10 protein-coding genes are annotated in these 13,560 nt (G+C 36.6%); 7 read left to right on the top strand and 3 right to left on the bottom strand.

Going from position 1 to position 13,560, the window contains the following annotated elements; translation table 11 throughout:
• Positions 1–57: 57 nt before the first annotated feature.
• From metG to J0L69_02880, 6 genes are all read left to right on the top strand, one after another.
• Entirely contained in the window at positions 58–2,106 is a 2,049-nt protein-coding gene (metG, locus tag J0L69_02905; GenBank protein ID MBN8692114.1) for a methionine--tRNA ligase, read from the top strand.
• Positions 2,087–2,908, top strand: a complete 822-nt coding sequence (locus tag J0L69_02900; GenBank protein MBN8692113.1) for a hypothetical protein — start codon at positions 2,087–2,089, stop codon at positions 2,906–2,908. Before metG ends, J0L69_02900 begins: the two co-directional genes overlap by 20 nt.
• A gap of 78 nt (positions 2,909–2,986) precedes the next feature.
• A complete protein-coding gene (locus J0L69_02895) occupies positions 2,987–5,236 on the top strand; it encodes a zinc-dependent metalloprotease (protein ID MBN8692112.1) in 2,250 nt (749 codons plus the stop codon).
• 173 nt (positions 5,237–5,409) lie between these two features.
• Positions 5,410–6,231, top strand: coding sequence for a UDP-2,3-diacylglucosamine diphosphatase (locus J0L69_02890; protein ID MBN8692111.1), 822 nt, complete (start codon positions 5,410–5,412; stop codon positions 6,229–6,231).
• On the top strand, positions 6,232–7,323 hold the full coding sequence (locus J0L69_02885; GenBank protein MBN8692110.1) for a hypothetical protein: 1,092 nt from the start codon (positions 6,232–6,234) through the stop codon (positions 7,321–7,323).
• A 36-nt stretch (positions 7,324–7,359) separates the two neighbouring features.
• The gene (locus J0L69_02880) at positions 7,360–8,250 is read left to right on the top strand and encodes a YegS/Rv2252/BmrU family lipid kinase (GenBank protein ID MBN8692109.1); all 891 of its coding nucleotides are present in this window, start codon (positions 7,360–7,362) and stop codon (positions 8,248–8,250) included.
• Here J0L69_02880 and J0L69_02875 read toward each other — a convergent pair.
• Together J0L69_02875 and J0L69_02870 are read right to left on the bottom strand one after the other, a co-directional pair.
• Complete coding sequence (locus tag J0L69_02875) at positions 8,245–8,991, bottom strand: menaquinone biosynthesis protein (GenBank protein ID MBN8692108.1); 747 nt, start codon at positions 8,989–8,991, stop codon at positions 8,245–8,247. The two genes, J0L69_02880 and J0L69_02875, sit on opposite strands and share 6 nt — an antisense overlap.
• A gap of 15 nt (positions 8,992–9,006) precedes the next feature.
• Positions 9,007–9,441: a hypothetical protein gene (locus J0L69_02870; protein MBN8692107.1), complete on the bottom strand. Its 435-nt coding sequence runs from the start codon at positions 9,439–9,441 to the stop codon at positions 9,007–9,009.
• Positions 9,442–9,675: 234 nt separating this feature from the next.
• Between J0L69_02870 and J0L69_02865 the strand changes: the two genes are divergently transcribed.
• Positions 9,676–10,878: a phosphoribosylformylglycinamidine cyclo-ligase gene (locus J0L69_02865; protein ID MBN8692106.1), complete on the top strand. Its 1,203-nt coding sequence runs from the start codon at positions 9,676–9,678 to the stop codon at positions 10,876–10,878.
• Position 10,879: 1 nt separating this feature from the next.
• On the opposite strand, the gene J0L69_02860 is transcribed toward J0L69_02865, so the two are convergent.
• Complete coding sequence (locus J0L69_02860) at positions 10,880–13,489, bottom strand: hypothetical protein (GenBank protein MBN8692105.1); 2,610 nt, start codon at positions 13,487–13,489, stop codon at positions 10,880–10,882.
• Positions 13,490–13,560 lie beyond the last annotated feature (71 nt).

Here is a 13,560-nt window from a genome sequence, read left to right as displayed (position 1 = left end):
AGGGCAATGTGTATCTTTGTACAATATTACAATTTTTTTTAATTTTTAAAAGCTTTTATGGCAAAACATTTTAAGCGCACTCTGGTAACCGCAGCCCTCCCTTATGCCAATGGCCCCGTTCATATCGGGCATCTGGCCGGCTGTTACCTGCCCTCCGATATTTACGTTAGATACCTGCGAAGCAAGGGGGAAGACGTAGTTTTCGTGTGTGGAAGCGATGAGCATGGCGTTCCTATTACCATAAAAGCGAAAAAAGAAGGCATTACACCTCAACAGGTGGTTGACAAATATCATAAAATTATGGGGGATGCTTTTAAGGAATTTGGCATCTCTTTCGATATTTATTCCCGCACTTCCAATAAAACACATCATCAAACCGCATCTGATTTTTTTAAAACACTTTACGAAAAAGGATCTTTCACCGAACAGGTAACTGAGCAATATTACGATGAAGAGGCTAAACAATTTTTAGCTGATCGTTACATAACCGGTGAGTGTCCGAAGTGTGCTAATCCGAATGCTTACGGCGATCAATGTGAAAAGTGCGGTTCCAGTTTAAGTCCAACAGATTTAAAGAACCCTAAGTCCGCTTTATCAGGGAGTGCGCCGGTATTAAAACAAACTAAAAATTGGTTTTTACCTTTAGATAAATTACAACCCAAAATAGCTGACTACTTAAGTAAACACAGCGATTGGAAACCTACTGTTTATGGTCAGTGTAAAAGCTGGTTAGAGAGTGGCGACGGTTTACAACCTCGGGCGATGACACGCGATTTAGACTGGGGTGTTCCTGTTCCTGTTAAGGATGCGGAAGGAAAGGTTTTGTATGTTTGGTTTGATGCGCCCATTGGCTATATTTCTGCTACAAAAGAATTAATGCCCGATAAATGGGAGCACTATTGGAAAAGCGAAGACACGCGATTGATTCATTTCATCGGTAAAGACAATATTGTTTTTCATTGCATTATTTTCCCTGCCATGTTAATGGAACATGGTGGTTTTATTTTACCGGATAATGTTCCGGCCAATGAGTTTTTAAATCTTGAAGGCGATAAAATTTCCACCTCCAGAAATTGGGCCGTGTGGCTGCATGAATACTTGCTTGATTTCAATGACCGTCAGGATGTTTTACGTTACACTTTATGCGCGAATGCGCCTGAATCAAAAGACAATGATTTTACCTGGAAAGATTTTCAAACTAAAAACAACAGTGAGTTAGCTGATATTCTCGGGAATTTCATCAACCGTGTAATGGTTTTAACAAATAAAAATCATAACGGTCTGGTGCCTGAGGCAAGTGAGTACACTAAAACTGATTTATTGGCTTTAGAAGAAGTAGCTAAAGCCCCGGATAAAATTTCAGAAGCGATCGAAAAATTCAAATTCCGTGAAGCCCTGGCTGAAATGATGAATTTAGCACGTATCGGTAACAAGTATTTAGCTGATCAGGAGCCTTGGAAATTAATTAAAACGGATGAGAAACGGGTAAGAACAATTATGAATGTTTCCTTACAAATTGCGGCTAATCTGGCTATAGTTTGTGAGCCCTTTATTCCTTTTACAAGTAAAAAATTATTTGCATTGCTAAATCTCCAGCCAATGAAATGGAGTTCGGCACGAAACACGAATAACATCGCAGCAGGACATAAAATAAGTGACCAATCAGCGATTTTATTTACGAAAATTGAAGACGCCGATGTGCAAATTCAGCTCGATAAATTGGTGAATGCTAAAAAAGAGAATGCGGCAGCGAACGCCTCCCTACCTGAAGCAAAATCTGAAACTTCTTTCGATGATTTCGGAAAAATGGACATTCGTGTGGGGACTATTTTAGAAGCAGAACGCGTTCCTAAAACCGACAAATTATTAAAGCTCAAAATCGATACGGGCATCGACAAACGTACGGTTGTAAGTGGTATCGCAGAATGGTATAAACCTGAAGACATCATCGGCCAACAAGTGTGCATTTTAGCTAATCTTGCGCCTCGTAAAATAAAAGGCATCGAAAGTCAGGGTATGATTTTGATGGCTGAAAATTTGCAGGGCGAATTAAGTTTTGTGAGTCCGACTAAATTAAACATCAACAATGGCTCAGTGGTTAAGTAAAATAATTTTCGCTTTTTTGTTTTTTGTGCCTGCCATTCATTTTGCACAAGACAAAAACAAAAGCGTTTACAATCCACCCGACTACAAAGATAATTCACAGTTTGAACATTTTTACAAGCGTCGGACTGCTATTTCAAAGTGGCAAATCAACCAATTAAAAAATGGCGCTTTAGTTGTTCGATTGCACAACAACAAAAAACTTATTGAGAGTTTGCGTAAAATGGGTAAAGCCGATTTAGCTACCCAAAAAGAATACGAGATGATGGCCATCAATAAAAATATTGTGCTAGCGTTTCAGAAATATTACACCTTCTCTAAAGTTTATTTCTTTTACAGTCATCACAGTGATACTTTATTAAACGGTACACGCAGCGGGATTTTTTTAGATTCTAATTTAGTAGTGGATCCAAGCATTGAAATGAAAGAAAAATTTTATTTACTCGCCGAAAAAGACGATGTGTATAATTCTTCTATCGGTTATGTGAAGGAAGATACTGCTCTTCTTGTCAAAGAAATTGGCAATCCCAGTAAGGAAGCTGCCATTGTTATTAAAAACAAATATGGCCATCAATTAAAAGACCCTTTTCCGTTTTACGTAACTAATAAAAGTACGGTAACAGGAACTCCAATTGTTAAAATTAAAGTAGGTGATGCCATCATTCCGGTTACCGTTGAGAAAAGACAACGTATTGAGAGGCATTATATTTATGTGGCAGCACTCAACCGCTATTTGTCCGATTTCTATAAGGACAATAAAGACTATGAGGTTACCGACGAAAAGATAAAGCCCTTCTTGTACTAGCATTCCCAGAATAAATCGGATTTAAGCCTTTTAACTCAGTAATAATTTCATTACCTTTATTAGTATTCATTTAATAACATGAAGAAATTTTTACTTTCTGCCAGCTTACTTGGATTAAGTATCGCTGCATTTGCTCAATCGGAAAGATTATGGTCGCCGATTAACGAAAATCAAATAACATTAAGCGGTACACGAGAAATTGTTCCGCAAAAATATTTAACCTATCAGGTTAATATAAATGAATTAAGAAGTAAACTCCTTACTGCTCCGTCAGAAAATCAGGTTAACATTTCTCTTTCGAATTGCATTATTGATTTACCAATGCCTAACGGTCAAGTCGCTGCCTTTCGCGTGGTGGAAGCCCCAATCATGGAAGAAGGATTAGCGAATGCCTATCCAAAAATTAAAACTTACTCTGTAAAAGGTGTTGATGACATCTATGCAAAAGGAAAATTAGATGTAAACGATTTTGGATTTCACGCTATGATTCGAAGCACAAATGGTAGTGTATTTATCGATCCGTTTTGCAGAGGTAATCAAATTGATTACATCACCTATTATACCCACGATTTTAAGAAAGACCCTGCACACATGCTTCCTGAAGTTGGTGTGATGGAGAATCCTGAATACACTGCAGATAAATCATCCAGCGCGCCACCGGCAACTTGCGTTGGCGCTAATTTACGCCGTTACCGATTAGCGGTAGCCTGTACAGGTGAATATGCCGTAGCAGCAACAGGCGTGGCTAATCCTACGAAATCACAAATATTATCGAAAGTAGTAACCAGTGTTAATCGTGTAGATGGTGTTTACGAAACGGATGTGGCGGTTCGATTAATGTTAGTGGCTAACGATACGATTGTATTATATCCTAGCGGAGCAACGGATCCGTTTAACGGAAACAACAATGCCGGAACATTAATTAATGAAAGTCAAACCGTGATTAATGCAAACATTGGTTCTGCTAATTATGATATCGGACATACATTCAGTACCGGTGGTGGTGGATTAGCGATGTTGGGTTGTGTGTGCGGAAGCAGCAAAGCGCGCGGTATAACCGGAAGCGCAAATCCCGTGGGTGATCCTTACGATATTGATTATGTAGCACACGAAATCGGTCATCAATTCGGAGGTAATCATACATTTAATGCATTAACTAATTCTTGTAATGGAAACCGAAATGCATCCACTTCTGTTGAACCGGGTAGTGGAATTACGATTATGGCATATGCAGGTATTTGCGGCACCACAAATAATTTAGCGAATAACAGCATCGCATACTTTCATGCTATCAGTTATGATGAGATTGTGAACTTTACTCATCTTGGCGGCGGTAATTCATGCGCCAGCACAGTTACAACCGGTAATCAACCTCCTGTAGTAACTGGACCCGGAACTTATACCATTCCGAAATCCACACCTTTTCAATTGACAGGGAGCGGTACAGATCCGGATGGCGATCCTTTAACTTTTCAGTGGGAACAAACTGACCCCGGAACAGCAGGTGGAAACTGGAATTCCGGTAACAGACCATATTTCATGTCATACACACCTACACCATCTCCTACCCGCTTATTTCCAAAACTAAGCGTGATTCTGTCAGGAAACATGACTGGAACGAAGGGAGAATATTTACCTGCAACAGCGCAAACTTTAAATTTCCGTTTAATTGCCCGTGATAACAAAATGGGTGGCGGAGGGGTGTGCTACGTTAACCAGCCTGTTATTATTTCCAATGCAGGCCCGTTTAGTGTTACCTATCCAAATGCAGCAGCTATTTCATGGCCTGGAGGTTCATCGCAGACAATTACCTGGAATGTGAATGGTACAGATATTGCACCGGTAAGTTGCGGAACTGTAAACGTTTTGATTTCGTACGATGGTGGTAATACATTTACAACCTTAATGAATAACGTTGTTAATTCAGGCTCCCTTACTGTTACAGTTCCAACCGTTACTGCTAATATTACGATATGTAGAATTAAAATTGAATGCCCTACAAATATTTTCTTTGACATTAATGACTTCAATTTTACAATTACAGCAACAACAACAGGTATTAACCAAATTTCTTCTCAAAACATGCTTGGTTTATCTGTAGCGCCAAATCCTTTTACTTCTGTCATTACGATTAATGCGGCTAATCGCAGCGGTGAAGCAGCTTTAATAACAGTAACAGATTTATTAGGAAAAATAATTATGCAAGAAAGTGCTGAAGGAACAGGTATACATAAAGAGTTAAACTTGCAAAATGTTGAAAGTGGAATATACTTTATAAGTATAAAAACAAAATCGCATCAGGCAGTAGCTAAAGTGATAAAACAATAATATTTAGTCCCATTTTTAAAACCCCCTCCGCAAAACAGAGGGGGTTTGTTTTTACTCAGACTTAAATATTAATTTACATTATTTGAAATTTAAATTGAAAAAATAATTTCTTCGTAACCTTCGTTTCACACTGGGTTCATTTTAAGGGATAATATTTGTAAAACCCTTAATGAGTGAAAACATACTACCGAACCATTGTGCTTTCTGATATACATCTCGGCACAAATTCATCTAAAGCAAAAGAAGTAACCCGATTTCTTAAACATCACAAATGCGATACATTAATTCTTAATGGCGACATTATTGACGGATGGCAATTAAAAAAGTCAGGTAAATGGCAAAAACGTCACACCAATTTCTTTAAACACATTATCAATTTAACGGCCAAAAATAAATGCGATGTTATTTATCTGCGCGGTAATCACGATGACTTTTTAGAAGAAATGATTCCTTTCACTTTCGGACGATTTCAAATAAAAAAATACCACATTCATTATGGACTAGAAAAAAAATACTTTGTTACGCATGGAGATATTTTTGACAATGTTACTTCAAAATTCAAATGGATTGCTAAGTTGGGAGATATTGGCTATACATTTCTGCTTTGGTTTAATCACCATTACAACAATTATAGAGAAAAGAAAGGTTTACCATACTACTCCGTTTCGCAAGCAGTAAAAGCTAAAGTAAAGTCAGCAGTCTCTTTTATTTCAGATTACGAAAATGAATTGGTTAAGGTAGCGCGTGCCAGAAAATGTGATGGCATTATTTGTGGACATATCCATCAGCCTGTTGTTAAAGACATTCATGGCATTGAATATTTAAACTCGGGCGACTGGGTGGAGAATTTATCGGCCTTAGTTGAAGATGAAAACGGTAAATGGCACATCGTATATTATCATCATTGGCAGATGATACATGAGGCCGCAAAAAAAGCAAAAGCGAATAAGGATATTGATAATATTTTACCTCCGGGTGTTACACTTCAAGGATAAATGAAAAAAAAATATTTGCTATTTGTGCAAGGAGAAGGTCGCGGTCATATGACACAAGCCATGACGCTCCATGATTTACTAATTGAAAAAGGTCACGAAGTTTCAGGGATAGTTTTAGGCTCCAGTGGCAAAAGAGATATTCCTGAATTCTTTTTCAAACACGTGAAATGCCCAATACTTCAATTACAAAGTCCGAATTTTGTCACCGACAAAAAAAACAAATCCATAAATGTTACTAAATCTGTCATACATGGATTCAAAAACATCAAAACCTATAAAGAAAGTCTGAAAAAAATAGACGAACTCATTCAAAAAACAAAACCGGATGTCATTGTTAATTTTTTTGATTTATTAGCCGGACTTTATTACAGATTGTATAAACCAAATATCCCTCACCTTTGCATTGCTCATCAATATATTTATCTGCACCCCGAATTCAAATTTCCCGATGGCAAAAAAGGAGATCAATTCGCTATAAAATTGTTTACTAAAATTACTTCTACCGGTTCTAATAAAAAACTAGCGCTAAGCTTCTATGAATTAGAGGGAACAAAAAACAACGTAACAGTTGTTCCTCCTCTCTTGCGTAATCAAGTTTTTGAATTAAGCCCTGAGCTAAACGGTCATTATTTGATTTATCTCGTCAATAATGGTTATTTTGAAGAGATAGCCGAATGGCATAATAAAAATCAGGAAGTGGAATTGCACTGTTTTACTGATAATCCTCAATTTATTTATTCCAATTACACTTTTAATAAAGAAACGCTCCATGTACACGCCATCAACGATAAATTGTTCCTTGAGAAGATGAGTGGCGCGAGAGGGCTTGCCACTTCAGCAGGATTTGAATCGGTTTGTGAAGCGATGTATTTAGGTAAGCCTGTATTAATGGTGCCAATAAAAGGACATTATGAGCAATTTTGCAATTCGAGAGACGCTCACAAAGCAGGAGCCGGAATTTACGCGGATAAATTTGAGCTTTCCAAATTATTGGATCATACTAATGAATATAATTACGAAAATCCAATGTTTAAATCATGGATTGCTAATGCAAAAGAACGCATCTATAAAGAAATTGAAGCGTTTTCATAGTTTTTTTATTTAATAGAGTATTTCTAACTTTAAGCAATGTCACGAAAAATTCTTTTTATTGTAAATCCAAATGCCGGGAAAAAAATTTCCGGTAAATTAATAGAAACTATTCGAAAAGAATTTCCTTCCTCGATACATAATGATATTACTATTTGGAAAGACAGAAATCACTTCCAGGAAATATTACATTCACTACAAACAGGTTCCTATACCGATGCTGTTGCCGTGGGTGGTGACGGAACAGTTAATCAAGTTGCTAAATCAATACTTAACACCAACATTGCTCTGGGTATTGTTCCTGCAGGGTCGGGTAATGGTTTAGCACGTTCACTCGGAATTTCTGTTAAAACAGAAGAAGCTATTAAACAAATCGCATTGGGAAATTACCGAACCATTGATACCGGAAGTGTAAATGGCATTCCCTTCTTTTGCACAAGCGGAGTAGGTTTTGACGCGCATATCGGAAAATTATTTGCTACCTCAGCTAAACGCGGGCTTCAATCTTATGTAAAAATTACAATCAGAGAAATTTTTAATTACAAGCCTTCGCGTTATAAAATAAATATTGACGGAAAAGACATAGAGCGTAACGCGTTTTTAATGACGGTCGCAAATGCCGGACAATATGGTAATGATTTTTATATTGCTCCCCAAGCATTATTGAATGACGGTTTGTTTCACCTCGCCATCTTAAAACCATTTCCGTTACTAAAAGGTATTGGCGCAGTAATTAAAGTTTTAAGAAGAAAAGCCAACGAATCTGCATTAATAGAAACCTTTACCGGAAAAGACATTGTTGTGACACGGGAAAATCCCGACAGCATACACTATGATGGTGAGCCGGATATGCAAGGAAAAGAATTAGTTTATAAAATTCATCCTAATTCTTTGAAGGTTATTATCGGTAATAAATTTGACGGACTATAATTGCCTGATGTAATTTAAAAACAATTCTAAAGCAATTTTCTTTCTGTCATCCAGATTAAAATCAATTTTATTCTTTAAGTAATCTTCAGCATTAAATTTTTCTGAGAAATGATGCGAAGAATTCTTTAAAGCATTATCAATGTTATTGACACCTGACTTTAAAACCTGATTAAACTCTTTTATAAAATCAGGATTTGTTTCGCCGTTGCTCACCCATGCTGCGAATACAAATGGTAAACCTGTAAAATTTTTCCATTCTTCCGCTAAATCGTATTCAAACTTATAATTTCCATTTAAAACAAAGGTGCGATCGCCGATTACAACAGCGGCGGTATTGCCACTCACAAATTGCTCGTAGCCCGGAATTGCATCCTCAAATTGAAAATTTGTTTTCCAATAAAACTTATTTAAAACTTTCGTGAGTGTCACCGAAGACTTAGACTGATAATCGAGGATAACTGTTTTAATCTCGTTTAACGGAACCATGCTGTAAAGCTTAACGCTATCCACCTTTCCGTTAGCGCCAATACAGTAGTCGGTAATCACTTTAAAATTTTCCAACTCCGGCAGTAAAGCTACCGGCACTAAACCGATTTCTACCTGTTTGAATTTTAGTTTCTGCGCGCAAATACTCGGGATATCTTCCTGCAAATCTATTTGATCAATCAGCTTAGAATTTTTTAACCCATACCTGAATGGCAGAGTATTAAAATAGCTGACTATAGAAATTTTGGTTTTAATAAGAACAGGAAGAAATTATTCTTCGTCGACTAAGTCGATTTTTTTGAAATACATTTTATCGCCCTTCATGACGATAAGCACTGCCGTGTTTGCTTCTTTAATTAAATCATTTGGCATGAAAAATTTCACATTATCATTTTCCATTAATTTTTTTTGGAAAATAATTTCACGTGCACCACGCTCTAAATCCTGAAAAGTGATACGTAAAATTTCGCCGTATTTGTTAGCACCGGTAGCCGAAAATTCACGCTCTAATAATTCCGCACGCGTACATTTGATACCTTCATCAATATCCAACTTAGATTGCTTAACAGAACCATCTGTTTTTAACGTATCGCCATGAATTTGCTGATTTGCAGCATTAGGATAAGAAGCCCTAGGTTTAAAACTAAAAAGGCCAATCACCACAATAAGGAAAGCAAAAAGATATGTGAGTCTTCTTAAAAACATTTTTCAATGACTTAATCTACTCTACAAAAAGTAGTTATCAAATTTAATACGATAACCCTAAAAAACAACAAATGTTAGTAAAATTTGGCCAGGCAGTTAATAACGGCTCCTGATACATTTATCTGCCGAAATTCACAGTATTTGTTTACTTTTGAGTTGTTAAACTAAAGGTTAAGCGACTAAAACAGGCTTTTTATTGTCTTGATAATCAGTTTTTTATAAAATTAAAAGGAAATGTCCGATTCTAAATACAATTTACGAGGGGTTTCGGCCTCCAAAGAAGATGTTCACAAAGCGATTGCCAATTTGGATAAAGGGCTTTTTCCAAAGGCATTTTGCAAGGTGGTTCCCGACTTTTTAAGCGGCAGTGAAGAGCATTGTGTCATCATGCATGCCGATGGCGCCGGTACCAAATCTTCGTTGGCGTATGCTTATTGGAAAGAAACCGGCGATTTAAATGTATGGAAAGGCATTGCACAAGATGCGGTTATCATGAATGTAGATGACTTGATTTGTGCAGGGGCAACTGATAACATTTTACTTTCTTCAACGATCGGGCGTAATAAAAATCTAATTCCCGGCGAAGTTATTTCCGCTATCATTAATGGAACTGAAGATGTTTTGGAAATGCTACGCAATAACGGCATTAGTATTCATTCTACAGGTGGCGAAACCGCTGATGTGGGCGATTTAGTTAGAACTATTATTGTGGATAGCACTGTTGTGTGTCGCATGAAACGTAACGCTGTTGTTTCAAATGACAATATAAAAGCCGGTGATGTTATTATTGGACTTGCCTCTTACGGAAAGGCTACTTATGAAAATGAATACAATGGAGGTATGGGCAGTAATGGTTTAACCAGCGCGCGCCACGACGTATTTGGAAAAGCAGTTGCGCAGAAATTCCCTGAAACTTACGATAATGCGCTGCCAAAGGAAGTCGTGTATACAGGAGGACTGAATCTAACCGATAAGATTGAAGTTAGCTATACCGATTCTAACGGTAAGCAAACAACGGAAATGATTGATGCTGCGAAATTAGTATTATCACCAACACGCACTTACGCTCCCATAATTAAAGCTGTTCTAAATCAATTTGCAGGTCAAATAAACGGACTTGTACATTGCAGCGGCGGGGCGCAAACTAAAGTGCTTCATTTTTTAAATGATGGATTACATGTTATAAAAGATAATTTATTTGATGTGCCGCCTCTATTTAAAACCATACACCAGCAAAGTGAAACAGACTACAAAGAAATGTACAAGGTGTTTAACATGGGGCATCGCATGGAAATTTATGTGCCTGAACATTTAGCCGGCGAAATCATTAAAATTTCGAAATCATTTAATGTGGATGCCAAAATCATTGGCCGTGTTGAGAAAGGCGAAGGCAAACACGTTACGGTAAAATCAGAGTTTGGTGTTTTTGAATACTAAACTACTTTAGCAATACACACTTTAAAGTGTTGTTGTCGGTAACGAGTAAATATTTTTTACCGTCTTTAAATAAATCAAACACCAGTGGCTTACCACTTCCCTTAATTCGCTTAACGACTTTTTTCAATCCCGCCTGAACAATCTCAAGATTGCCGTTTATTGTATTAATGAAAAAATACATTCCATCCGTATCATAATAATAAGTCCCCGTTGTAAAAGCCTCGTCAGCGGTTTCGTGTCTGAATAACTCATTCCCCATCAAATCATAACAAACAAGTTTTGATTTGTCAACGATTACAATGTCTGTTTTCTTATCATCATCAATCAGCTCGAAAAAATAACTGGGATTTTCGAAATCAGCATTTAATTTGGCAATATCTTTTTTATCCTCCAGACTAACTTTTTCCAGTAAACTGTTTTTATCATCAAAATAAATCAGGTTGGTATTTTGAATATTGTTTGCTGCATCAATAAAATAATCACTGCTATTTGTAATTAATTTATTCGACAAATCAATTCTACCTTCTCCTCTCCGACTGTAAACATAAATTTTCCCTTCTGAGTCATTAGTTATTAGATAGTCGCTTGCCCCAACCTTAACATACTTCACCGGCAAATAAACCGGATGCTCCGTTTGAATAGGCATGAATTTTTCGTTTTTAGTTCCATTTATGTTATAATTATAAATTTTATTGTCGGCACAGGCAATGATTATTCTGTAATCTTTGGTTTTGTCGTAATCTTGTAAGGATAATGGATTTGTGGCTGATGATGGTAACTTGAGTGGATAGCCCGGAACATAATTTCCATTCCTATCAATTAAGTGCAAATGCGTACTTGTATTGAACAATATCTGATACTTATTGTTTTTAAAGGCATCCACCGTATAAAATGGAGAAAGACTTTTTTCGCCGATATTTTTCTTCCAAATAATATTTCCCGTTGCGCTGGTTAAATATAAATTATTCTTCACGTCTTGAAACAATAATTCGTTTTGACTCGATTTGTGATTAATAAATGTTGCGACTTGAGAAGTAATTAAAGTATCCGCCTCACAGGTCCATAAACCCGGAGCATCCTTATTGGATGAAGCGCTCTGATATTTTACAGCGGCTCTGAACTGTAATAGATTTTTATAATTGCTAATGTTAATGCTGTAATCACTCACTTTTTTCACATAAACCAAATCACTATCGGATAAAAATGAAAATAAATCCTTCGCCTTATAGGTTTGCTTATTAATATTACAATAAACCTGATAATTGAAATCGACTAATAAATTTTCTTTCGCATAATTCATGAATACTTCATTTTGCGTAGCTGAAGAGTTATTTAAAACCGAATTCATGTAAAATAAATGCCCTTGTAAACTCTCCGATAGTATCAAGTAATTAGAATAGGCGAATGCGAATTGCGCCTTGGCTTCATACAAATCACCAAAAAATTCCTTATTGAAATCGCTGATGCTGTCACGCAATTTAAAATTTCTGAGCCCCTGATAATTCATGATACTATCCGACAAATAATTTAAGGCTTCATTCACTCGTGTTGAATCTTTGATTTGAATAACCAAGGCCTTTTCGGTGTTGGCGTTTAAAGCATACTCACATTCAACCACTACCTCATTGACGTTTTCTGCTAATTGTCTTTCCACATTAAACAGCGCGCTATCGTTTGCCTGTTTCCAATACATTGCGTTTGACTTTACTTTTAACTTTTCCTTTAATAAGGGATAATTGCTGATGGCAGTAGCTTTATAGGATAAAAGATTAAAGGGTAATATCGAGAAAAAATCTCCGGACTTTGCAGGTTGTCCGCTCAACGCATTTAAGAATGAAGAAGTATCTGCATCATTAAATCCATTGGCAACAATTGCCTCCGGTGTTACTTCCAACTTAGCGACAGACACACCTGTTAAGGCAATCTGATTCGTATTAATTTTAAGATGGCTCTTTTTAAGTAAGTCATAATTAAAATAAACGTTGCATAAATCATCCTCATCCAAATTTTTACGCAATTGAATAAATTTAATCTCCTTACTTAATTTTTTCTCTCCTGCATTAAAACATTTTTTTACCAACGCCTCACTCTCCGAAATTGCAACTACGCCGTTTGAAACTTGTATTGTATAACGCAAACGATCCTTCCAAAATTCCAGCTGTCCTTCCGTGCCAGCTTCGCATTTAAAATTCGCTTTCAATATATCTTGAAACTCTTCCTCTTGTGCCAGCTCTTGTAAATTAAACGTCATTAATAAACGTAGACTTTGGTTTTCGTTATAGAAGCCTAGGTTTATTTTACGGCCGCGGAAAAACTCCTTAAAATTTTCTACTTGTGTGGTTAACGAATCGAAATATGAAATTTGTGATTCAATTGATTTAATTTGCCTGATGTTAATTAAGCTGTTCCAAATTAAATTTTGATTAATCAGCTTGTTGGTTAATTCATGAAATCCTGACACCTCTACTAAACAAACTGCATCGTGCGGCAAAACATCGAGTGCGTTCAGGGCCGGTTTTTTATTTTGTTTTAAATAAAAATAACCCCACACTGCCGCGCTTAAACCGGCAGCAACAAACACATAAAAAAAGATGGTTTTAAACTTTTTCAAATCAAACAGTAGCTATCTAAGTTAAAGGATAGCGCGCTTGATTTTCGCGTAAAAACATGTACTTATTAAAC

The organism is Bacteroidota bacterium (assembly GCA_017303905.1).
Taxonomy (GTDB): Bacteria; Bacteroidota; Bacteroidia; order B-17B0; family Aurantibacillaceae; genus JAHEYG01.
The sequence above is the reverse complement of the archived record's forward strand: the minus strand, read 5'-3'. Positions and strand labels throughout refer to the sequence as shown.